Annotated in this window: 19 protein-coding genes and 1 pseudogene; 13 read left to right on the top strand and 7 right to left on the bottom strand. The window is 40.4% G+C overall.

The window, feature by feature from the left end; genetic code table 11:
* Nucleotides 1–15 precede the first annotated feature (15 nt).
* Nucleotides 16–2193 (bottom strand): EAL domain-containing protein, encoded by a 2178-nt coding sequence (locus tag A9Y75_RS09230; protein ID WP_071189260.1) that lies wholly within the window; start codon nt 2191–2193, stop codon nt 16–18.
* Between the two features lie 524 nt (nt 2194–2717).
* Here A9Y75_RS09230 and A9Y75_RS09225 point away from each other — a divergent pair.
* The gene (locus A9Y75_RS09225; RefSeq protein ID WP_083389533.1) at nt 2718–5609 is read left to right on the top strand and encodes an ATP-binding protein; all 2892 of its coding nucleotides are present in this window, start codon (nt 2718–2720) and stop codon (nt 5607–5609) included.
* An 88-nt stretch (nt 5610–5697) separates the two neighbouring features.
* A complete protein-coding gene (locus A9Y75_RS09220) occupies nt 5698–6177 on the top strand; it encodes a response regulator (RefSeq protein WP_071189258.1) in 480 nt (159 codons plus the stop codon).
* A 107-nt stretch (nt 6178–6284) separates the two neighbouring features.
* Here the strand turns inward: A9Y75_RS09220 and glgB are convergent, their stop codons facing one another.
* The 4 genes from glgB to A9Y75_RS09200 form a co-directional block, all read right to left on the bottom strand.
* The gene (gene glgB, locus A9Y75_RS09215) at nt 6285–8576 is read right to left on the bottom strand and encodes a 1,4-alpha-glucan branching enzyme (RefSeq protein WP_071189257.1); all 2292 of its coding nucleotides are present in this window, start codon (nt 8574–8576) and stop codon (nt 6285–6287) included.
* A gap of 243 nt (nt 8577–8819) precedes the next feature.
* Complete coding sequence (locus A9Y75_RS09210) at nt 8820–9134, bottom strand: hypothetical protein (protein WP_071189256.1); 315 nt, start codon at nt 9132–9134, stop codon at nt 8820–8822.
* An 18-nt stretch (nt 9135–9152) separates the two neighbouring features.
* A complete protein-coding gene (locus A9Y75_RS09205; RefSeq protein WP_071189255.1) occupies nt 9153–9821 on the bottom strand; it encodes a glutathione S-transferase in 669 nt (222 codons plus the stop codon).
* Nucleotides 9822–10044: 223 nt separating this feature from the next.
* Entirely contained in the window at nt 10045–10245 is a 201-nt protein-coding gene (locus A9Y75_RS09200; protein WP_071189254.1) for a hypothetical protein, read from the bottom strand.
* Nucleotides 10246–10741: 496 nt separating this feature from the next.
* Between A9Y75_RS09200 and A9Y75_RS09195 the strand changes: the two genes are divergently transcribed.
* Together A9Y75_RS09195 and A9Y75_RS09190 are read left to right on the top strand one after the other, a co-directional pair.
* Complete coding sequence (locus A9Y75_RS09195; RefSeq protein WP_071189253.1) at nt 10742–11407, top strand: hypothetical protein; 666 nt, start codon at nt 10742–10744, stop codon at nt 11405–11407.
* Nucleotides 11408–11707: 300 nt separating this feature from the next.
* Nucleotides 11708–13516: pseudogene (locus A9Y75_RS09190) on the top strand (penicillin-binding protein 2); the annotation flags it as partial.
* A 269-nt stretch (nt 13517–13785) separates the two neighbouring features.
* On the opposite strand, the gene A9Y75_RS09185 reads toward A9Y75_RS09190, so the two are convergent.
* On the bottom strand, nt 13786–14967 hold the full coding sequence (locus tag A9Y75_RS09185; RefSeq protein ID WP_236721363.1) for a glutamate--cysteine ligase: 1182 nt from the start codon (nt 14965–14967) through the stop codon (nt 13786–13788).
* Between the two features lie 107 nt (nt 14968–15074).
* Between A9Y75_RS09185 and A9Y75_RS09180 the strand changes: the two genes are divergently transcribed.
* The 8 genes from A9Y75_RS09180 (at nt 15075) to A9Y75_RS09150 (ending at nt 22434) form a co-directional block, all read left to right on the top strand.
* Complete coding sequence (locus A9Y75_RS09180) at nt 15075–15755, top strand: Mo-dependent nitrogenase C-terminal domain-containing protein (protein WP_071189251.1); 681 nt, start codon at nt 15075–15077, stop codon at nt 15753–15755.
* 40 nt (nt 15756–15795) lie between these two features.
* Nucleotides 15796–16170, top strand: a complete 375-nt coding sequence (locus tag A9Y75_RS09175) for a four helix bundle protein (protein ID WP_071189250.1) — start codon at nt 15796–15798, stop codon at nt 16168–16170.
* 42 nt (nt 16171–16212) lie between these two features.
* Nucleotides 16213–17241, top strand: coding sequence for a GTPase ObgE (gene obgE / locus A9Y75_RS09170; protein WP_071189249.1), 1029 nt, complete (start codon nt 16213–16215; stop codon nt 17239–17241).
* A 107-nt stretch (nt 17242–17348) separates the two neighbouring features.
* A complete protein-coding gene (locus tag A9Y75_RS29045) occupies nt 17349–19265 on the top strand; it encodes a type I restriction enzyme HsdR N-terminal domain-containing protein (protein WP_201788400.1) in 1917 nt (638 codons plus the stop codon).
* Nucleotides 19208–20902 (top strand): restriction endonuclease subunit S, encoded by a 1695-nt coding sequence (locus A9Y75_RS29515; protein WP_236721362.1) that lies wholly within the window; start codon nt 19208–19210, stop codon nt 20900–20902. Before A9Y75_RS29045 ends, A9Y75_RS29515 begins: the two co-directional genes overlap by 58 nt.
* 233 nt (nt 20903–21135) lie before the next feature.
* Nucleotides 21136–21360 (top strand): hypothetical protein, encoded by a 225-nt coding sequence (locus tag A9Y75_RS09160; protein WP_071189248.1) that lies wholly within the window; start codon nt 21136–21138, stop codon nt 21358–21360.
* 3 nt (nt 21361–21363) lie between these two features.
* On the top strand, nt 21364–21789 hold the full coding sequence (locus A9Y75_RS09155; protein WP_071189247.1) for a PIN domain-containing protein: 426 nt from the start codon (nt 21364–21366) through the stop codon (nt 21787–21789).
* A 60-nt stretch (nt 21790–21849) separates the two neighbouring features.
* Nucleotides 21850–22434: a Uma2 family endonuclease gene (locus A9Y75_RS09150; protein WP_071189246.1), complete on the top strand. Its 585-nt coding sequence runs from the start codon at nt 21850–21852 to the stop codon at nt 22432–22434.
* Nucleotides 22435–22499: 65 nt separating this feature from the next.
* On the opposite strand, the gene A9Y75_RS09145 is transcribed toward A9Y75_RS09150, so the two are convergent.
* Nucleotides 22500–23630, bottom strand: a complete 1131-nt coding sequence (locus tag A9Y75_RS09145) for an acyltransferase family protein (RefSeq protein ID WP_071189245.1) — start codon at nt 23628–23630, stop codon at nt 22500–22502.
* Nucleotides 23631–23753: 123 nt separating this feature from the next.
* On the opposite strand from A9Y75_RS09145, the gene A9Y75_RS09140 reads away from it, so the two are divergent.
* Nucleotides 23754–24215, top strand: coding sequence for a peroxiredoxin (locus A9Y75_RS09140; RefSeq protein ID WP_071189244.1), 462 nt, complete (start codon nt 23754–23756; stop codon nt 24213–24215).
* The last annotated feature ends 14 nt before the right edge of the window (nt 24216–24229 follow it).

The raw sequence follows: 24229 nt of genomic DNA, 5'->3' as shown, positions 1-24229 counted from the left end.
ACAACCGATTTCATCTCAGAGCAGAAATTTAAACTTAGAAACTAATGCATTGAACAAATGAGCTTGATAAAGTTTCTCATAGTCTCCTGTGAGCAAGAGCGTCTCAATTTCTTGACCAGCCAAGGGTGGAGAAAATAAATAGCCCTGACCCAATTCGCATCCCAGTTGTTGTAACCATTGAAGTTGTTGTGGTGTTTCAATCCCTTCAGCCACAACAGCCAATCCCAGTTGATTGCTCAAGGCAATGATAGTACTCACAACCTGATAATTACGGTTTCCTTCCTCCATCTGACTCACAAAGGAGCGATCAATCTTCAAATGATCAGCAGGTAAACGATGGAGATAATTGAGCGATGAATATCCCGTTCCAAAGTCATCAATACTAATCTGAATTTTTCTGTCCTTTAATTGAGTCAACAACTCAATTGTCTTATTAATATCCTCAATTAGCATACTTTCAGTAATTTCTAGAACTATAGAATTGCCTTCTAAACCTGTTTTTTTCAGGGTGTCATCAATGTCTTCAATTAAACTGGCTTGGCGAATATCTTGAGCAGAGAGGTTAATACTGACCTTAAGCGGGAAGTGAGTAAAATTTGTTTTCCAGTTGACCAATTGTTGACAAACTGTGTAAAACATCCAACGATCTATCTGCACAATTAACCCAGTTTCTTCGGCAATAGGAATAAATTCTCCTGGACAGACAAATCCGCGAGTAGGTGAAAGCCAGCGAACCAATGCCTCAAACCCAATTAGCCGACCGCCAAGTAAATCCACAATAGGTTGGTAGTAGACAACGAACTCTTCTCGTTCCAGAGCTTTGCGGATATCGGTTTCTAAAGAGAGTCGATTCACAGCTTGAGTATGCATTTGGGCATCAAAAATTTTGTATGAATTTCGCCCCTGAGCTTTAGCTCGATACATGGCAATATCAGCATCTCGGAGTAAATCGGCGGCTTGATGATAGTTTTGTGTAGCAAAAACAATACCAATGCTCGTACTAATAAACATTTCGTTGCCATTGAGCATCAGCGACGTTTGACAATCTGTGAGGATACGTTCAGTAATTTTAATCGTAGCTTCAATACTGACGATATCTTCTAGCAAAATTACAAATTCATCACCACCGAGTCGAGCGACTAAATCAATATCCCGCAGGTGAGTTTTCAACATCTGGGCAATACTCTGAAGTAGTTGATCTCCAGCTAAATGCCCTAAACTGTCATTGATGACTTTGAACCGATCTAGGTCTAGAAACAAGACGGCATAATGATAGGTTTCCACCCTTTTAGCTCGGTTTATAGCCAGTCCCAGTCGCTTCTCCAACAGCGTCCGATTCGGTAAACCTGTCAATGGATCGTGAAAAGCGTTGTGAATAAGCTGTTCTTCAGCTAGTTTGCGTAAGCGAAGCTCGTTGTAGAGATTGGTAATATCCGTGCGGATTGCCAAGTATTGAAATGGCTTACCCAAGGTATCCAAGAAAGGTACAATGGTGCTATTAACCCAGTAGAAACTGCCATCTTTTGACCGATTCCGAATCTCGCCCCGCCAGATATACCCTTGGCTAATAGTTTGCCACATCTGAGCAAAGAATTTTTGAGAATGATACCCGGAATTTATCACCCGATGGGTTTGACCAACTAGTTCCTCTCGGTCGTATTGAGATATCTCGCAGAATCGATCATTAGCGTAGGTGATTACCCCGTTAGCATCAGTGATAGCGACGATGGCTGATTGATCTAGGGCATATTTGAAATTGGATAATTCCTTGAGAGTGCGGTGCAGTCTTTCCTCCGCTTGTTTGCGCTCTGCCCGCACCTGAGCATCCCGAAGTTCTCGACGCACTGCCTCTGGCAATCGGTTTAAGTTGTCCTTCATCAGATAATCATGAACACCGGCTTTCATCAGTTCCACAGCCGATACTTCGCCGATTGTTCCAGAAACCAGAATGAAAGGAATATCTTTTTGAATGTGCTTTGCTATTTCCAGAGCCGCAGGAGCGCCGAATCCAGGCAATCGGTAATCTGAAATTATGATATCCCAAGTCCGGCTATCAAGGGCTGCGCGTAGCTCTGGGGCTGTTTGGACACGCTGCCAGATGGGATTGAAACCACCACGACGCAGTTCATGGAGAACTAACAGGGCATCAGTTTCTAAATCTTCAACAAGCAGAACATTCAAGTCTTCACTCATACCTTATACCATTTCACTTTCAGGTTGATACAAATGGACAGACGCACAGACATGGGGACAGAGAGATTCATTTGTAGCTTTAATTAAGTGAATTGATACAATTTCTGAAGTTCGTCTTTCAGACAACTAAGAGTTTAAGTGAGATTCACGCCGCCAATATTATTTATGAAAATATGAATCCATATCATCAATGGGTATGTTTAATTAAATATAATACCTTTCTTGTCAACTTTTCTCTTGGTAGGAGACCTGCTTTAACGTTTCCCTTTCCCTGTTAGAAACTGTGGTTAGGTATGTCTGATTTTTGATGACGATCTTCTACTTATTGTTTTACATTCAGAAACGTAAGTAGGTTAACAGAAAAATTTAAAGGTATGTGAAGAAAAGTAAAATCGCCCAAAGCTCTCTTCCTGTTCCCTGTTAAGAGTTCCCTGTTCCCTTGCCCCAACGACAATTTTTAACGCCCACCTACTTAACAACTTAAAATTATTGATTAAAGTGCCTGGGAAATTGAAACTGAATATATGGCAAAAGTTATCTCAAGGACAGGCAGAATGTATTTAACAGAAATATTTAGGTCAAAATTACCTGAAAATCGCCAAATGTGGGGCTTAATCCTACTAATTGTTGCTGGCTTTTTAGGAAACTACTTCCGCTGGACGTTATTTTTCGATATTGATTTTCTGTTTGGTTCGATCGCTGTTTGGATTATTGTTTGTCTATACGGAGTGAGATGGGGAACTTTGGCAGGTTTGATTGCCGGCAGTTGTACTTATGTCATTTGGCATCACCCCTATACTACCTTGACTTTTACAGCAGAAGCACTGTTTGTGGGTTGGCTGTTTCACCGACGGGGGTACAGTAATATTGTTTTGCTGGATGCTATTTTTTGGTTGCTGATGGGGATGCCCCTAATATGGCTATTTTACGCCATTGTTCTCCACGTCGATCCGATCCAAACTCGAATTATTCTCCTCAAGCAGCCTACTAATGGTATCTTCAACGCGCTCATTGCCAACTTATTGCTGACGCATTCGCCAATTCATCGTTGGGTTAACCGTCCACCTGCGATTAGCACTCTTTCACTACAACAAACCCTGTTTAATCTGCTGGTCGCTTTTGTCTCAGTTCCTACCCTAATTTTGATTGTGCTGGCCAGTCATCAGGTGGTCGATGACATCAAAAACACGGCTCGTTTAGACTTAAATGATGCCTCTCGTTACCTGACGGTTGAGGTGCGTGGCTGGTATGAACGACGTTTGGCTTCTGTGAATGGACTGGCCGAATTAGCGATGCTCAACTCTTTCCAGAGCGCTGCTTTACAACAAAATGCTGCATTCGTGAGCCGGACTTTTCCTGAGTTTCGACACATTCATATTTTAGATGAGAGGGGAAAAACTGTTCTCGAATTTGATAATAATGTCTCTGTCCCTCAGATCGCCTTTAATCAAAACGACTATTTCGAGCAACTGCGGCGTTCGCCCCAACCGTTTCTTTCTCCTGTTCTACTACTAAGTGGCAAGTCTTCTTTTCCCGTTGCCTTATTTGGTGTGCCAATCCGGCGTGATGGAAAACTGACAGGTGCTATTTTTACTGAAATTGATTTAAGCAATATTACGAAGTTGTTACAGTCTAATTTAGGTGAAGAAAAGCTAGATATTACATTAGTGGATCAAAAACAAACAGTAGCAGCCAGCACGAAACCAGAATGGATTGGTACTCAGGCTTTTAATTGGCGTAAAGATGGCAGGGTTGACCAAATAGGTACTCAAACTTACCATTGGCTGCCAACCACTGGTAGTCCTGTGGTCATGGTGCAGTGGCAAAATTCCCTATTTGTGAAAGAGTTTGCCATTAATCAAACAATTCCCTGGACACTGGTAGTACAGATGGCGGCAATTTCTCATGTGCGTCAAATTGAGTGGGTTCACACCCGTAACATGGCAATACTCCTAGTTGTCTCAGGACTAGCTCTGATTTCTGCTACCCTAGTTAGCCGCCAATTGGTTAAACCCTTGTCTCAATTAGCAGAAGTCACTACTAACTTACCAAATAAACTGCTAGAGCAGAAACCGATCAATTGGATGCAGAGTCAGGTGACTGAATTGGCGCTGTTATTGCGGAACTTTCGGTTGATGGCAGCTAGTTTGCAGCAAAAGTTTAGAGAAATTCATCAAGCCAATGAACTGTTAGAACAACGAGTGCAGGAGAGAACTCAAGCACTACAACAAACAAATGCCGAATTAGAGATGGAGATTGCCGAGCGCAAACGGGCAAAGAAAGACCGCGATCGCTTGGTTGCTATTCTCGAAGCCTCCACCGACTATATTGGCATGGCTGATCCTCAAGGTAATAACTTGTGGAATAATGCCCAATTACGAAGCCTGATGAATTTATTCCCGGATGTAGACTACTCTAGCTTGCGTATTCCCAACTACCATCCTCAGTGGGCATTAGAGATTATTGAAAATCAAGGAATTCCGGCAGCAATCCAGAATGACACATGGCTCGGTGAAACGGCTTTATTGGCTAGTGAAGGTAGGGAAATTCCCGTTTCCCAGATGATTATTGCCCATAAAGCGGCGGATGGCAATCTGGAATATCTCTCTACTGTTATGCGGGATATCAGTGACCTCAAAGCAGTGGAGGCTGAAGTTCGCAAACTCAATGCGGAGTTAGAAGAACGGGTAATCCAACGAACTGCCCAATTAGAGGCTGCTAACAAAGCTTTAGAGTCTTTTTCTTATTCCGTTTCCCATGACTTGCGAGCGCCTTTACGAGCGATTGACGGCTTTTCGAGAATCATCCAAGAAGACTATAGTGAAAAACTAGATGCAGAAGCCAATCGTTACTTAAAAATTGTCCGGGATAATGCTAAACGCATGGGTGAGTTGATCGATGATCTATTAAATTTATCCCGTTTGGATCGGAAAGAAATATCAAAGCAGACCGTGTTTATCAATGATTTAATTCAACAGGTGCTGAGTGATTTGACCCCAGAATGGTCAGGTCGTCAAATTGAATTTGCGATCGCTGATTTACCCATTTGTGAAGCTGACCTTTCCCTCCTCACACAAGTCTGGATCAACTTGTTATCGAATGCAATCAAGTACACTCGCTACAAACCAGTTGCCCATATTGAAGTGGGTTATGAGGTTATCGATGGTGAAGGAGTGTACTTGATCAGAGATAATGGGTCAGGATTTGATATGCAGTATGCCGATAATTTGTTTGGAGTATTCCAACGTCTACACCGTGAACAAGAATTTGAAGGTACAGGCATCGGACTAGCGATCGTCCAACGGATTATTCAACGCCACGGAGGGCGCATCTGGACCCAAGCAGCAGTCGATCAAGGTGCAACCTTTTATTTCACCCTACCGAGTAGTGAGTACCGAGTACCGAGTACCGAGTAGTGAGTAGGAATTTTCCTGCCTCCTGCCTCCTGCCTCCTGCCCCCTGCCTCCTGCCCCCTGCCCAATTCCCTATTCCCTGCCATAACCAATGACTGACCAACCCATTGATCAGCCTACTGATACATCTTATGAGCAACCGATTTCTATTGTGTTGGTTGAAGATAATCCTGCTGATGCAGAACTAGCTATCCGAGCCTTGCATCGTGGCAGAATTGGCAATCAAGTCCAATGGCTCCAAGATGGAGCAGAAGCCCTCGATTTTTTCTTTTGTCGCGGAAACTATGACCATCGGAATATGACCAATCAACCCAAAGTCATTTTGCTGGATTTGAAATTACCAAAGGTGAGTGGATTGGAAGTTTTACGACAACTCAAATCTGACCCACTTACACAAACCATTCCAGTTGTGGTGTTGACCTCTTCGGCTGAAGATAAAGATGTGATTGAGAGTTACCAACTGGGGGTAAATAGCTATATCGTCAAACCTGTGGATTTTGAGCAATTTAACCATGCAGTCCAGCAGCTGGGGTTTTATTGGGTTTTATTTAATCGAGTACCCATTTCTTGAAGAAGAGACAAGGGGACAAAAGAACAGGGGGAAATCGATCTCCCCCTCTGTGCGTCTTCTTGATCAACTACCCTGCTTAATGAGCAATGAAGCTCACGGACTTGATATTATTCCAGCACCTGGGCTGTCTTCTGCTGATCCAATTTGAGAATCAAAACTCCCAAAGGTGGTAAACACAAATCCAGGGAATAAGGACGATTATGCAAAGACCAATTATCAGTCCACTTACCGCCTAAATTGCCCATATTGCTACCGCCATACTGACGGGCATCACTATTGAACATTTCGGTATAAAAACCTGATTCAGGAACACCGATGCGATAGTGAGAATGAGGTTGGGGTGTGAAGTTGCAAATCACAACCACAAAATTTTCCGAATCCTTATCGCGACGGATAAAAGAAACTACACTATGACGGTTGTCGCTACAGTCGATCCACTCAAACCCTGGCTCGGCAAAATCCTGGGTGTACAAAGCTGGCTCAGAACGGTAAAGATGATTTAGAGCTTGGAAAAAGTCTTTTAACTGCTGGTGTGGTTCATGCTGGAATAGATGCCACTCCAAATCAGCCCAGACATTCCACTCACTCCATTGCCCAAACTCCATGCTCATAAACATGGTTTTCTTACCTGGGTGAGCAAACATATAACTAAACAAACAACGCACATTGGCTAACTTCTGCCATCTATCTCCCGGCATTTTGCCAATGATATTGCTCTTACCATGCACCACTTCATCATGGGACAGCGCCAGCATGAAGTTTTCGCTGTGGTTATACCACATACTAAAAGTGATGTTGTTTTGGTGGAACTGGCGGAACCAAGGGTCCATGCTGAAGTAGTCCAGCATATCGTGCATCCAGCCCATATTCCACTTTAAGTTAAAGCCCAACCCTCCTGTGTAAGTAGGCCAAGATACCATTGGCCAGGAGGTAGATTCTTCAGCAATGGAAAGCGCACCAGGAAAATAGCTAAAAATATTGTGATTTACCTGACGCAGGAAATCAGCAGCTTCTAAATTTTCTCTACCGCCGTATTCATTGGTTAGCCATTCCCCATCTTTACGGCAATAGTCAAGGTAAAGCATGGAAGCTACAGCATCAACGCGAATTCCGTCAATGTGGTATTTATCAAACCAGAACAGGGCATTTGCTACTAAGAAATTGCGGACTTCGTGACGATTGTAGTTGAAGACCAAAGTTCCCCATTCTTTATGTTCGCCTTTGCGAGGGTCTGCGTGTTCGTACAGGTGACTACCATCAAAGAAAGCTAAACCATGACCATCTTTGGGGAAGTGACCAGGAACCCAATCCACAATTACGCCAATACCATTTTGGTGACATTGGTCAACAAAATACATAAAATCTTCTGGGGTGCCAAAACGGGAAGTTGGGGCAAAGTAACCAGTTACCTGATAACCCCAAGAACCATCAAAGGGATGTTCGGCAATTGGTAGCAATTCCAAATGGGTGTATCCCAATTCTTTGACGTAGGGAATGAGTCTGGCTGCTAATTCCCGATAGGTAAGAAAGCGTGCGCCCGGATTTAGTTCGGAGACGGTAACTACAGGTTGAATTTCTCCATTGCTTCCTTTGGCGGGTTCCCCACTAGCCGCGTGTAGCCATGAGCCTAAATGTACTTCATAGACGGAAACTGGTTGAGTCAGGGGGTCTGTGTGACGGCGCGTTTCCAGCCAGTCTTCATCAGCCCAGGTGTAGGAGTTTAAGTCAGTAACAATTGATGCTGTTTTGGGGCGTGGTTCCTGCTGGAAACCGTAGGGATCAGATTTTTCGTAAATATGTCCTTCAAAATTTTTGATTTCATATTTGTAATGCTCTCCCACACCGAGTTCAGGGATAAATAATTCCCAAATGCCAGTGTGTCCTTTCCGCATCTGGTGTTTGCGTCCATCCCATAAGTTAAAGTCTCCCAGCAGGGAAACGTTGCGGGCGTTGGGGGCCCAAACAGCAAAATAAACACCTTTCACCCCATCTACTTCTGTGAGATGCGCTCCCAGTTTCTCGTAAATGCGGTGATGATTGCCTTCACCAAACAAATGTAAGTCAAAGTCTGTTAGGTGGGGAGAACGGAAAGCATAAGGGTCGTAGGTGACACGCTCATGTTCCCCTTCTTTAATTCGTAATTGGTAGTTTGTGAGTTCTGCCGTTTCAATTATGCATTCAAAAAAGTGGGGATCATGGGCTGTCTGCATTGGGTATTCTTTGCGTTCTTCAGGAACTACTACCCATGCGGCGCTGGCATTTGGTAGGTAGGCTCGCACAGCCCAGACGTTTTTACCATTTTGTTCTATGGCATGAGAACCAAGTATTTCAAAAGGATCATGATGCTGATTCCGAACAATGCGATTAACCTGTTCAGGGGCGATCGTGGTTATGGACATGAAGCTACCTACGTGAAATAAGGTGATTGACTAAATCTGCTTTTTTAAATATCTATATATATTCTTTACATTTATTTGCAGTTTTGTCGTCACCGTCATAGTACCTCAGAATGTATCTTGATTGGGAGATAGGGAGTTGGGAAGTTGGGGAGTTGGGGAGACGCGGTGACACGGGGACGCGGGGACGCGGGGATGGGGAAAAATAATGATCTACTGCATCCTGCACCCTGCCTGACCACTAAACTAAATACCTAAAAATGGGAAAATCTGTAATAATGCCTTACGTAACCGTAGTAGGAATATTTGGTCTCGGATTTTGGCATCGAGCTTTGGTGGTGGACTCGTTTGCAATTGGGCTTGTAATTCGGCGTATTCAGCAGCAGTTAGGCGCTTACCATCAATGGGCGATCGCGCTTCGGTGATGATCTCTGTCCGCAATATTTCCTCTGGTGTATCCTCTGGTGGTGGTAATGCCATAACTGCTTTCCCCCAATGGCTACTTACCCCAATTAAAATAGTAGTACTAATACCCAAAACCAAAATTTTTATCCGCTTCATATTTTGAATTTTGAATTTTTAAAGTCCCGGTGGCAGTTTCTCTCCACACAATTGATGGATCTGCACGATGCGCTCAAACAACCAGGGATATCTCTGACGGTAATCAGGAATGAGTGCTAAAGGACTGAGTAAGGCAGCAGCGGTAATATCTGCGACACTCAAGCATCCACCAACTAAATATTCGCTCTTTTGCCAGCGGAGCGATAATTCTGCTAAGGATGTGGATAATCTGCTAGTAGCTAATTTGACTGTAGAATCGTTAATGCCATACTGTTGTCGCACGACTCTAATCAGCATCTGGCTAAAGAATGATGGATCAACTTGTTGTCCTTCATTGGCGCGAAACTGATAATATACAAACCTTGTTGCTGTACCGATGCTTTCATCTAACCAGTCTTCAAGCATCAAAGCTTCAGTTTGCTGTTCTGGGTTGGTTAAAAATAGTGCCGGTTCAGGCTGATAAGATTCTAGGAATTTGATAATCTGGGTTGAGTCAGCGATTGCTTGCGGATGTCCCTCAATTTGGGGCAACAATACTGGCAGTGTACTCAAACCTGTCAGGGGCTTAAGTTTGAGGATATGCAAGCCGGGAGTAAGATTTTCTACCTTGTAATTAATTCGCTTATAACCTAGCGCTAGGCGGGCTTTGCGACAATAGTGAGATGTACTAAATTGCAGTAGCAACATAAAGCTACTTCTTTAAATGAGTTGAACTTTTTTTCAGGCTTTAATGACAGATATATTTTCACTGAGAGGCTTTAGAAAACGTCTTTACTTTTTTTCCCAGTTGCTGTCTTAATTAAATTAGATAGATATTTTAGCACTCTCGGTATGAGAGTACTGTTGCTGTTGCTCGAACCTGATTAAATTGAGTGATAGCGATGTAGTGAGGAGCGCTATCCTGACTTAATTAGGGTGTCGTAGTGGGTGTCGCTGCGGGACTAGCTGCGGGACTAGCTGCGGGACTAGCGCCAGTGTCAGTTGGTTCACCACCTGTTGTAGCAGCAGGAGAACTGGTGGGAGTCCCAGCTGGTTCTCCACCACCTTCGCAAGCTCCGAGCATAGTTGCCAGACTTAACATTAAAGCCAAACCAAAGATTTTTGTTTTCATATCTCTCTCCTCTTTCACCAATTAGGGCAATAGAAATCTTTTGCCTTACTGAATACGATACCCTATTTGTTGCTTTTTGTTAAATCCTTTCAGGATAGTCTCAACAAGAAAAAGAAAACATAATACTAAGTAGCTATCTTCAAGAGGTAACTCTTCAGGGGTAACAGGGAACAGGGGGGTTTCAGATAGAGATTGATACACCACCTGAAACCTGCCACTTACAGAATTCGGGGTCTTTCTTGCCCGTTGCCTCTTGCTTGTTACTGCGCCACATTGCCATAATCTTAGATATAATTTCTAGCTGGTCAATTTATTCAAAGTAGCTGATCGCCCAAAAGCAAGTATTAAACTATCGAGGAGAGGCCAACATTGGTGCAACTACCCTTGAAAACTCTGAAAAGGTGCTAAGTGTGCTGTTTTCTAAATAAACAACTTTAACCTTGGTAAAAACAAGCCGCTTAAATCAATACAATATTTACTTACCTGCACAAAAATTATGGTTGTTGACCGCAAATCAGCTATTTCCACAAAAAGTACTTGGTTCCAAAAAGATTCTATCTTACCGTGGGGTCAGCGACGTTCCAGGCGTTTGGGATTAATGACACCCAAATCCTCGACAGTTGCTGATGAATCCACATCTGTACGCTCCAGAAGACAAAGGAGTTCCTCTAGAAATTTATCAGTTTCTCCCAGCAATGAAGCAAAAAGACCGAACTTGATGAAAGAGTCGGGCAAACAACCAACCTCAAATTTAAAACAACAATCGAGCAGACGCTTACCTGTAATGTCTAATGCTGGGGCTGCGCCTTTGTGGTTGCTAAGGATGTACTCTCTTTATCGTTATTCGTCAGCTGCGGCGTTTTTGTGTGTGGCTGCAACACTTGTGGTTTATGGTTGGACTGTATATTCCCAAGAGCTTTGGAATCAAGCTTACCAGACACTAAGAAGCTTACAACGTCATGAGCGGCAGTTGACTACAACCAATGCAACACTGACTAATAAAATGGCTGAAGAAGCAGAACAGCCAGCAGCAGGATTAGTATCACCAAATCCGGCGGGGACAATTTTCTTGCCATCAACAGCTTCTAGCTCTAATTCGCTAAAAACCACAACTATCAATTCAGAAATGCAGCAACAAATACCCTCAACACTGGGATACTAAGCTGTTATACCAATAAGAGTTGCACATTGAGGCAGGGGTGCAGGGTGGAATGGCAGGGGAGAAGGTTAAAGGGTAATTCTGGCGTTTTCCCCCTGGAAGAGCCGCCCCTGATATTTAGTCCGGTTGACTACTTAAAATAATTAGGGAACCACGCTCTGACGCTCTGAGACGCAGACGGGTCGAATTTTTTTGATCAGCAATTAGCCGGACTTGATATGATCCCGACTTCTGCAAGAAGTATACTGGTCATGGGTTATATAGGTATAACTGACAGATGGCAAAAGACAGAGGACATAACCGATGCAGAAGTCATCAAACCGAAGAAAATTCAGAAATTTGCGGGATTTAGAATTCAAAAGGCAGCGGAAGTTTTCCAGACCAGGTATACCAGGCAATAGTACGGATAAAACTCAAGACCAATCAGCAAAAATTAAGTCCCGACTGTGGATAGTTTGGGGTTTACTAATTGCTGCTGGGTTGGGGTTGGTGTTCAATTTGTATAGGCTGCAAATTATCCAGGGGTCAAAGCTTACCCAGAGGGCAAGAAATCAGCAAATGGTGAATTTGCGTCCTTTTATGCCCCGCCGCCCAGTAGTTGATCGCAATAACAATATGTTGGCGATAGACCGCCCTGTGTATACTTTGTACAGCCATCCCAAGTTGTTTGATAAGTCTAATGAAGAGATGGCACAGCAACTTGCACCCATACTCAACAAAGATGCTACCAAGTTACTTAAAACATTTCAAAGTAAAAAAAGCGGGATTCTTCTAGCCAATGGCGTATCAGAAAATATCGCTGACCGCTTGATTTCATTACGCTTGAATGGCTTGGAGTTGATTCAAAAATATTCCCGTTTCTACCCACAAGGTGATTTAGTTGCTGATGTTGTGGGCTATGTTAATCTTGACCGTCGGGGTCAGGCGGGTGTGGAATACAGTCAGGAGAAGTTGCTAGAACGCTCTGTACAAAAGGTGCGTCTCAGCCGGGCGGGGAATGGGGCGCTGATGCCTGATCATGCTCCAGAGGGTTTTCTACATTTTGATGACTTACAACTGCAACTGACTATTGATAGTCGCTTACAAAGGGCTGCCCGTGCTGCTCTTAAACAGCAGATAGAAAAGTTTCAGGCTAAACGCGGTGCTGTCATTGTTATGGATGCTGCGGATGGCTCATTACTGGCCTTGGTTGCCCAGCCTACTTATAATGCGAATGAATATTCTAAAGCTGATATTTCTCTGTTTAAAAACTGGACGGTAGCGGATCTTTATGAACCAGGATCAACTTTTAAGCCGTTGAATATTGCGATCGCTCTAGAAAATGGTGTAATTAAACCTGATGATGTTTTCAGTGATAATGGTACTCTTAAAGTTGCTGACCGCGTCATCAAAAACGCTGAAAAAAACGGTTATCGCCGGATTAACATTGCTGAGATTTTACAAACCTCTAGTAATATAGGCATGGTGCAAATCATCCAACGATTGCGCCCCCCAGTATACTACAACTGGCTTGAACGTCTGGGACTAGGGCAGAAAGTTGATACAGATTTACCGTTTGAAGTCGGTGGTCGGCTCAAAAGTCAAGAAGAATTTATGGCCTCACCCATTGAACCGGCAACCAGTTCTTTTGGACAAGGCTTTTCTCTGACACCATTACAGCTGGTGCAAATGCAAGGAGCATTAGCTAATGGTGGCAAATTGGTAACACCCCACGTAGTCCGAGGGCTGATTGATACCAAAGAGCAAAATCATTATTCCCCTAATCTCTCACCACCAAGACAAATTTTCTCGCCTACAACTACCCAAAAGGTAGTAGAAATGATGGAAACTGTCATTTCTGAAGGTACTGGTAAAGCAGCACAAATTGAAGGATATCGCATTGGTGGTAAAACTGGTACAGCCCAAAAAGCCAGTCCCAATGGTGGCTACATCCCCGGTGCTAGAATTACGAGTTTTGTGGCTATTCTCCCAGTGGAATCTCCCCGTTATGTGGTTTTAGCTGTTGTGGATGAGCCAAAAGGAGAAAATGCCTATGGTTCTACTGTCGCTGCACCAATTGTTAAGACTGTGATGGAAACGCTCATCCCACTGGAACAGCTTGCTCCCAGCAAAAAATGAGGAAATTGAGCCAGAATTGTTATCTCCTGACTTTACACTCAATACTCATCACTGTTCTATTCAGAGGGAACAGGGAACGGGCAACAGGGAACAGAAAAAACTCATGTTTTTAAACATGAGATTGAAATATAGCGGTTCTTGGTTGAGTGAGATACAAACACCCCACCCCCAACCCCCTCATCGCTTGCGGGGAGGGGACTATGATGTATCTCATTCAAGTGCATACCGCTATAATGACACTGTTTTTTTCGTGCCACTCTCCTTCAAAAAACATCTTTTTTTGACTGAGCTTTAAACTCAGAACTAAAGTTTCTTATCTGTTCCCTGTTCCCTGTTCCCTCTTCCCTTTTTTTGTAAGTTTGCTTGAGTGTTTCTTCAATTGAACCTAAATTTTGGTAAATCTCAATTAGTTGATGAGATTTCGTTTTTCTCTGTGCCAAAATAACTTTTAGCGGTGTTAAAAGTTCAATATCTGGGTCATTTTTCAAAGCAACATCAGCAGCTTGTAAAAGCTTGGTTGCATTGACAAAAATATCCTGATTGTCAAATCCTGATTTGGCTGAAATTTGGTGCAAAGCCGCATCAGGTGTAGTTGCTCGACTATGCAAAGTTTTGTCTAAAATTAGACCTTTTAATAAAGCTAGTAAACCAGCATAAATCGAAAAGTCATCACAACTATCGCAAGCTTTAAATTCTATGCGTCCTATCTCGGCGGGAATCCGGGCAACTTTGGTCAATGAAGGTACACTTTTAATCAGTTGTTCTTGTTTTTCTACAAAAACTAATGTTGCGGATCTTTTGCCAGTTCGGATAAATGTTCTAACTGATAAACCTTCCCATAAACCTCCATTATAAAAAGGTGAACTATAACTAAAAGGAACAATATAGGGACTGTAATAAGTTAGTTTTTCACCTATATCAATTACATCCTCAATGGGTAAATCTGCTACAGAAATATTTAAATCTGGTCCATAGGAAACCATATAAATATTGGCAGTTTGTTCATCAGGATAAGCTTGTAATTGCTTGATTTCAAAATCATTTAATGGTGGTTCTGGCTCAAAAACGCAGGTATAAGGATTAAAACTGATTAAAATAGGTGAGAAACCAAAACTAGCGGCTACCTCCCGCAGGAGATTAAAACTTTCTGTTAATTCATTAATTGCACTTTGAATATTAGAATGTATGGTTGTTCTGATTTCGATACCTTTAGCTGCACAATCAATTACCTCTTCTGAATCAGCAAATCTTTCAAATCCCTCAATATACCAACGCTTCTTTTTAATGCCAGCGTCGCCTACTCGCAATTGTGGGTAATCATGAGGGTATGTGGGTAGCCTGTCCACAATTTGATAAAAATCAGCAAATTGTGTGCAGGAGAAATCAGCAAACTTTCCTTCATGGTTAAGGAAAGCAACTTCATGTTCAATACCAAAGTAAAACATATATAAATAGCAAAAATTGTCAATATTACTCTTCAGAGGAATTTTAACGCAAGATTTATAATTAGGGTAGGTTAGAAATAATTGAGAAAATTTTGAGGCGTGAGTTTATGATCAGTGCTGTTAAAACCCCATACAGCAGCGAACAAATTGCCGCTTGGTTACGTGGACTACTGACTATTGCTTGGTCAGATGGTAATTTTGATCCCCAAGAACAACAGTTAATTGCCAGTATCACTAAGGATGAATTAGTTCCTTCTATTAACTGGGATTCTTTAGAGATAATTACACCAGAGGAATTAGCGCTTGTTTTAGGTAAAGGTACATCTGTAGCGGAAAATTTCTTGCGGACAGCAGTGATGGTAGCGATTGCAGATGGAACATATTCTCCCAGCGAAGAGGAACTTCTGCAACAATTTTGCCAAGCCTTGGAACTGCAAACAGAAGCCCTAGCAGCCCTGGGTCATACCCTAGAAGATACAGAACAAGCAGAAAGCCCCGGTCCAACAGTTTCTGCACTCACAGCACCCCCACCGGACGCACTACGCCCCATGCGCGACTGGTTAGATGGGTTAGATATTCAAGATCCCAGAGTTGCTAGGTTTTTGTGTAAAATGATACCCTCCCAATGTCCCTTTGAGCGAGATGTCACTCTCTTTGGACGGAAGATTGTTCACATCCCACCGATGTGTAAAATTAATCCATTGTATGAACAATTGGTAGGTTTACGCTTCCGCGCCCTGTCTTACCTCGCAGATGACTGTGGTGAAGATATTTCAGCTTATATTTAGTCATTAGTCATTGGTCATTAGTCATTAGTTGGGTGAGATGATGGGGAGTGGGAGGTTTCAGGAATTACGGGTATATCAGCTTTCAGAAAAATTAGCTGATGACATCTGGAAAATCGTTAACAAATGGGAGTCATTACCGCAGGATACATTGGGTAAACAGATCATCCGTTCAGCAGATAGCATTGGTGCGAATATAGCAGAAGGTGTAGGAAGAGGAAGTTATCAAGACAATCGGCGATTCATTAGAATAGCAAGAGGGTCATTATATGAGACTCAACACTGGCTCAGACGAGCATATAGACGTAATCTGTTAACTAATGAACAGATCAACACACTGAAAGTTACCATCAATGACTTAGCACCCCAATTAAACGCCTATCTAAACTCAATTGGTAAACTTCTAAATGAAGAATAACCAACAACTAATGACTAATGACCAATAACTAATGACTAAATTATGCAATTTATTGACCAATCAGTAATTGAAGTGGAAGCAGGTAACGGAGGCGATGGTATTGTCGCTTTCCGCAGGGAAAAATATGTCCCAGCAGGTGGTCCCTCTGGTGGGAATGGCGGAAAAGGCGGTTCAGTCATTTTCGTGGCTGATACCAACCTCCAAACCTTGCTAGATTTTCGCTACAAGCATTTGTTTAAAGCCCAAAATGGGGAACGTGGCGGCCCCAATAATTGCACCGGCGCAGGTGGAAAGGATTTAATTATCGAAGTTCCCTGTGGTACTTCTGTTTATGATGCGGGAACAAGTGCTTTACTATGCGATTTAGTTGAACCCGGACAAGTTTTTCGAGTCGCTGAAGGTGGAAAAGGTGGGCTAGGAAATCAACATTTTTTGAGTAACCGCAACCGCGTCCCAGAATATGCACTTCCTGGGTTGGAAGGAGAAAAAAAGGTATTGCGTTTAGAGTTGAAATTGTTAGCAGAAGTAGGAATTATCGGTTTACCAAATGCAGGTAAATCAACTTTAATTTCTTCTTTATCAGCTGCACGTCCGAAAATCGCTGATTATCCTTTTACTACCTTAATTCCTAATTTGGGTGTAGTGAAGAAACCCACTGGTGATGGTACTGTTTTTGCTGATATTCCGGGTTTAATTGAAGGTGCTTCTCATGGTGCTGGTTTAGGTCATGATTTCTTACGTCACATTGAACGCACAAGGGTTTTATTACACTTAATTGATGCGACAAGTGAAGATGTCATCGCTGATTTTCATACTATTCAAGAAGAACTTAAAGCTTATGGACGGGGTTTAGCTAAACGTCCACAAATCTTAGCATTAAATAAAATAGATGCTGTTGATAGGGAATCTGTTGATTTGGAGGCTTTAGCTACGCAATTAAATCATCTTGCTTTAGCGCCTGTTTTCATAATTTCGGCTGTAACTCGCACTGGTTTAGAACCTATGTTGCAGGAAATTTGGCGGATTTTGGATGAAGTTAATGCTTTGGAAGCTGCGGAGGTTGCGGTTTAATTGATGGGTTGATTTTGTAGAGGAATGTAACAAAAATTTTGTTGCCTGACTAAAAATGTCAAACTAGGTTTTATACTAGTTCAGCTATCTAGTTTGAGAGTTCCGGTATGTCTGGAACTTCTCAGCGTTTAGCGAATAGAATTAGAACTAAAAACCGCATGAATCTTGCTGCTATTTTCAAAGACTCTAATTACAAACTTTCTCAATTCACACCCCAAGAAATTGATACTTTGGAGAAATCCATTTTTATCAAGCAAACAAAAAGCGGAGATGTTGCTTATATTCAATGTTTGGTGCGTGGTAAGGAAATTAAATTAACTCCAGAGGAAGCGGTAAGACAACTTTATTTGCAAGTCTTAACCCAACGTTATCAATATCCAGTTAGCCGCATTACGGTTGAGTATGCTGTTACCTTTGGACGAGAAAAGAAAAAAGCTGATATTGCTATTTTTGACAAAGATAGATTGAATGTTCCCTACATTATTGTAGAACTGAAAAAGCCGAAGTTAAAAGACGGTAAAGACCAATTACGTTCTTATTGTAATGCAACAGGCGCACCTATTGGCGTTTGGACAAATGGCGATCAGATTTCCTATTATCAGCGCAAAGATCCCAATTATTTTGAAGATATTACAGATATTCCTAATGCTAACCAAACTTTAGCAGATATTCTCAATGAAAGATTTACTCTAGAGGATTTAATTAAAAAAGATAAACTCGTCAATGAGAAAAAATCTCTAAAAGCCTTAATTGAAGAAATGGAAGATGAGGTTTTAGCAAATGCTGGAGTTGATGTTTTTGAGGAATTATTCAAACTGATTTTTACTAAATTATATGATGAGTGGCTTTCTGGGAGAGGAAATAATAAGAAAACTCGTTTATTAGAGTTTAGAAATACTGGACAAACAGAAACAGCACTAAAAAATAAAATTCAAGATTTATTTGATAGGGCTAAAAAACATTGGGAAGGGGTATTTAGTCAAGATAGTAAACTCACCTTGACTCTTTCGCATTTGTCTGTTTGTGTATCATCTTTGGAAAATGTCAAACTGTTTAATTCTAATTTGGATATTGTTGACGAAGCATTCGAGTATTTAATTAATAAAAGCAGTAAAGGTGAAAAAGGACAATATTTTACACCCCGTTATGTAATTGATATGTGTGTGAAAATGCTCAATCCTCAAGAGGATGAGTATATGATTGATACGGCTGGTGGTTCTTCTGGTTTTCCTGTACATACCATTTTTCATGTTTGGAAACAAATTATTGAAGATGAAGAAATCAATGTTAGTAATTTGTTTTCTTTAGAAGATAAACCGCCCCGTTGTGAAGATTATGTCCGCGAAAAGGTGTTTGCTATTGATTTTGATGAAAAGGCGGTCAGGGTAGCCAGAACATTAAATTTAATCGCGGGAGATGGACAAACGAATGTTTTACATTTGAATACTTTGGATTTTGAAAGGTGGGATGAAGTTGTTAAAGATGATGATTGGCAAAATATTTATTTTCAGGGTTTTAAAAGATTAAGAAAACTCCGTTGCAGTCAAGATAGTTATAAGGAGTTTCAATTTGATATTTTAATGGCTAACCCGCCATTTGCAGGTGATATTAAAGAATCACAGATTATTCATAGATATGATTTAGCTAAAAAGCCTAATGGTAATTGGCAATCTAAGGTAGGACGTGATATATTATTTATTGAAAGAAACCTAGATTTTTTGAAACCTGGGGGAAGAATGGCAATTATTTTACCTCAAGGAAGGTTTAATAATTCGTCAGATAAAGATATTCGAGATTATATATCGGAAAGATGTCGAATTTTAGCAGTTGTGGGTTTGCATGGTAATACTTTTAACCCCATACAGGAACTAAAACTTCGGTGTTGTTTGTGCAGAAATGGAATGATGATCCCAAAGCGGGGGCGTTATGTCCAAAGGTGGAAGATTACAATATCTTTTTTGCGACTATGCGGAAGTTGGGAAAAGATAATTCTGGTGAGAAAATTTGGCGGAGGGTGTTTTTGAGTTCTGAGGAGGAGTTATCAGAACAGGAGAAGGATAAGGAGTTATTACAAGATAATCATGGTCATTTAATTGTAGATCATGATTTGTTTAATCATGAGGGAATGACGGAAGATGGTATTGCGGAGGCGTTTATTGAGTTTGCAAAGAAGGAGAATTTAAGTTTTTTTAATTTAAGCCTATCTGTTGCGCCGTTTGATGCTGAGAAGTATGGACAGTTGATGGATAGGCTGGAAGCGGTAGAAGTAAGTTTTAGTGAAATTGATCTGGGAGATAGATTTGATGCAGAGTATTTTTGGAAAGAAAATTTAGCAATTGAAAAAATACTACAGCAAAAATATTCGGTTAAATTTAGAGTGCTTGCAAATTTTGTTGCAAGTGCATTTTACCCAGCCGCAACTCAGTTATATGAGTTTGGTGATACTCCTTTTATTAGATGTGTTGATTGTATTAATTATCCATTAATTACTCAAGAACAAAACGAAAATTTTGAGAGAATACCTTTCGATTTTATTGAAAATAATGCAGGTATTAACACAATAAAAGAAGAAGATTTAGTAATTACTAAAGTTGGAACTCCTTGTTATACAAGCATTATAAAATACTATTCTATAGTAGCTCTTTCAAGAACAGTTTTAGGAGTAAAAAATATAAGAAATGTAGATAATTATTACTTACTTTCTTTTCTAAGATGTAGATATGGATTTAATCAGCTTTTGAGACAAAGGGAATTAACTATTCAATATCAGTTAACACTAGATAGAGTAAAAAATATCTATATCTATCAACCAAATAAAAGCTTTCAAATTTTTATTAGAAAAATTGTTTTTAAGTATTTAGATTGTTCATCATCTTCAAAAGATTTGTACAGACAATCTGAAGAATTACTACTTTCAGAACTCAACTTAAAATACTGGCAACCCACGGAAGAAAGCATTGCTGTTAAAAGTTTTTCATCTTCTTTTCTGGCTTCTGGTCGCTTAGATGCTGAGTATTATCAGCCGAAACAACAAAAAATAATGAATATGATGGGTAGTTCTGGACTACGGTTAGGAGATATTGCTAATCTAAAAAAAAGAAAATTTCAACCTAGCCAGCAAGGTATATTTAACTATATAGAAATTGGTAATTTAACTGGCGAAGGATTTGCTAGTAGTGATGTTGTGGATGTTTCAGACACACCAAGTCGCGCACAATGGATAGTTAAAACTAATGATGTGATTACATCTACAGTCAGACCTATTAGACGACTTTCTGCATTCATTGAAAAAGAGCAAAATGACTATGTTTGCTCATCAGGTTTTGCTGTCTTAAAACCTATTAAAGTTGAACCCGAAGTTTTGCTGGTTTATCTACGATTACCTATTGTTTGTGAAATTCTTGATTTACACACTACAGCAAGTATGTATCCGGCTATTTCAACAGAAGATTTATTAAATATTCCTATTACATTGCCAGATACAAAAGTTTGTCAAAACATTGCTGAAAAAGTGAAAGCATCTCGAAAAGCTCGTGAACAATCCAAACAACTCCTAGAAATTGCTAAAATAGGAGTAGAAAAAGCCATAGAAACCGACGAAGCCACAGCTACAGCTTGGATAAACCAACAACTTGCAGCCTTGGGTATTAATTCCCTGTAAATCTTTGTCCAAACCCCATTAATTCTGAGATAATATAGATAGCCAAGTCAATACTGTTCAGGTGCAAATTTTTGTAGGTTGGGTTAAGCGATAGCGCAACCCAACAAACATCTGTAAATGTTGGGTTTCCTTGCGTCAACCCAACCTACGCAATTTTATGTTTTTCGCTTAACCGACAAGTAATTGATATCCAAGTATATCCTGTCCTACAACTACCTAAATATTATCATCTTATGTCAGAGCAAATTTACAATATCACAGTAGAAAACCAAGACCTGATCATCAGGTTCAAAAAAGATATTATTGAGCTAGATACTCTCAAAAAGTTTTTAGATTATCTTGAGTTAGAGTCTTTGAGAAAACAAAGTAGTATGACAATAGCGCAAGCTGAAGCTTTAGCAAAGGAAATTGATATTGATGTATGGTCAAATATCAAACATAAATTTGTTGGAGAGTAACTAATGTCTAGAAACCAGCCAATTATTGTTGATACAAATATTTTATTTTCTGCGTTACTCAATAGCCAATCTAGTTTTGCTAACCTCCTCTTTCAAGGAGAATATAGTTATTTTATCTGTGAGCTAGTATTGGTAGAGTTATTTAAGCGTAAAGAAAAGATAATCAAAGTTAGTCAGCTATCTGAAAATGAAATAGTGCGAATTTACCAAATATTATTACAAAGACTCAATCTCTATAAAGAAGACTTAATTGCACCTGATAACCGAGCAGCAGCTTATGCTTTATGTAAAGACATTGATGAAAGTGACACTCCCCATGTTGCTTTAACATTGGAGTTAGAAGGCTTATTGTGGACAGGGGATAAAAAATTAAAAGAGGGATTAATTAGAAAAGGCTTTGAGAAATTCTTTGAACCCAATAATTTTTAATAACTGAAGCTCAATAAATTCACCTCACTTTGATTGTAATCTTCCTTTGGAGGAAATATCATGACTACTGCACAAGAAACACGCTACTATTCACCCGCAGAATATCTAGAATTAGAAGTAAATTCAGATATACGTCACGAATATATTGATGGATTAATTATACCCATGACAGGCGGAACACCAGATCATAACCAAGTTGCATTGAATTTAAGTGGTACACTAAATTTTCTTCTCAAACGTCAACCTTATCGAGTCTTTGTTACAGATCAACGTCTTTGGATTCCTAACAGACGCATTCACACTTATCCTGATATTATGGTTGTCCAAACTCCTTTAGTTTTTGAAGAAGGAAGAAAAGACACTATTACTAACCCGGTGATGATTGCTGAAGTGTTATCAACATCTACCAAAAGTTATGACAAAGATGAAAAGTTTGCTGCTTATCGAACTATTCCTAGTTTTCAAGAATATATTTTAATTGATCAATACACAATGCACGTTGAACAATATTCCAAAGCTGATAATAACAAATGGATTTTTTCAGAATATTCAGATAGTCATGATTCTTTAAATTTAGCTTCTGTAGCTTGTCAAATTTTGCTGGAAGATATCTATGATAAGGTTGATTTTGAGTTGAAAGAATAAATCTCACGCAAAGACGCAAAGGCGCAAAGTTTTTATTACCATCTTTACGCCTTAACGAACAAAATTTACACTTTGATAAACCAGCGTTTCTGATACATCAAAACCGCCACACCATACCACAAAAACACGGTGACAAGCCCAAATAAAAATGAGCCGTTGAAGTTTCCCGCCCAAGATGCAAAGATATTTTGATAAATCCAATTGTAGATACTGATGGCATTTTCACCTGTACCAAGTTGGGTTCTAGCTGTGATTTTGATTAACATTACAGATGCGACAAAAAGAGCGATCGCATTTAATCCCATAATTTCAAAAGGTTTACTCCAGCGTTTTATTAACCTCACTTCGATTAATTCATAACAAGCTGCTAATAACATTAACGCCCAACCAGCAGTAAATACAACATAGGAACTTGTCCACAATTTTTTATTAATGGGAAATGCTACATCCCAAATAATCGCAATTACTAAACAACACAAACCAAATAAAACTAAATCCATGCTAGTTTGTGAATTAGCCTGTTTTTTCTCTTTTATCCATTCCCCAGCAAAATAACCTGCTAAAACGCTGACTATCGCCGGAATAGTGCTGAAAAGTCCTTCAGGATCTCCCAAATAATTAAAACCATCACCTTTATATAAATGTGCTTTGGGAATAATCACTCTGTCAATAAATGCGCCAAAATTACCTTCCCGCGTCAACACTCCCGCACCATAACCGGGAACTGGGATATACATCATTGTTAACCAATAACCGATGAGTAACACCCCTGCTAATATCCATTGACTTTTACGAGGTAGTTTTAAAACTATCAAAGATGCGAAAAGGTAACTTAAGCTAATACGTTGTAATACCCCCATTAAGCGAATGCTACTTAAGTCAAAAGTCCAAACACCTTTATTCCAAAAGCCGTTAAGTAGCAACCCTAAAATAAAGAGAATTACAGCACGGCGCAGAATACGTAAGTAAACCGCTTTGGTAGGTTTATTGTCTGCGGTGTACTTTGATAGTGAGAAAGTCATTGCTACACCGACAATGAACAAAAAGAAGGGAAATACTAAATCAGTTGGTGTACAACCGTTCCATTCAGCATGATCTAAAAGGGAATATTTATCGTCTGCGACTCCCACCATATTGACGAGAATCATACCCGCAATGGTGATACCGCGAAAAACATCAAGTGAAGTCAGGCGCATAGGCGGAATTTTGTCTTTGATGACTACCCTACCCTGCCTGATGCACGTTATCAAGGAAAATGTATAAACTAGGTTACAAGGTAAAATTTTATTAAGTAATGTTTGAATTTTGAATTTTTTAATATGGCTATCAAAGTTGGAGATACAGCGCCTAATTTTAACCTAACCGCCCAAAACGGTTCTCAAGTCAGTCTTGGAGACTTTCGTGGTAAAAAAGCTGTTGTCCTTTATTTTTATCCCAAGGACGATACGCCAGGCTGCACTATGGAATCTTGCGCTTTTCGAGATCAATATGAAGTGTTTAAAGCCGCTGGTGCTGAAGTTATGGGCGTAAGTGGTGATTCTCAAGAGTCTCACCAGCAATTTGCAGCCAAGCACAACTTACCTTTTACACTTTTGAGTGATAAAGGCGACCAAGTGCGGAAACAATACGGTGCAACTACCGCTTTTGGTTTTATCCCCGGCCGGGTGACTTATGTGATTGACCAAAACGGCATTGTTCAATATGTGTTTGATTCCATGTTGAACTTTAAAGGTCACGTTGAGGAAACCTTAAAAACCCTACAACAACTATCGGCAAAGTAAGATAGGCTACAAAA

It is taken from the genome of Trichormus sp. NMC-1, assembly GCF_001858025.1.
Taxonomy (GTDB): domain Bacteria; phylum Cyanobacteriota; class Cyanobacteriia; order Cyanobacteriales; family Nostocaceae; genus Anabaena.
The sequence above is the reverse complement of the archived record's forward strand: the minus strand, read 5'-3'. Positions and strand labels throughout refer to the sequence as shown.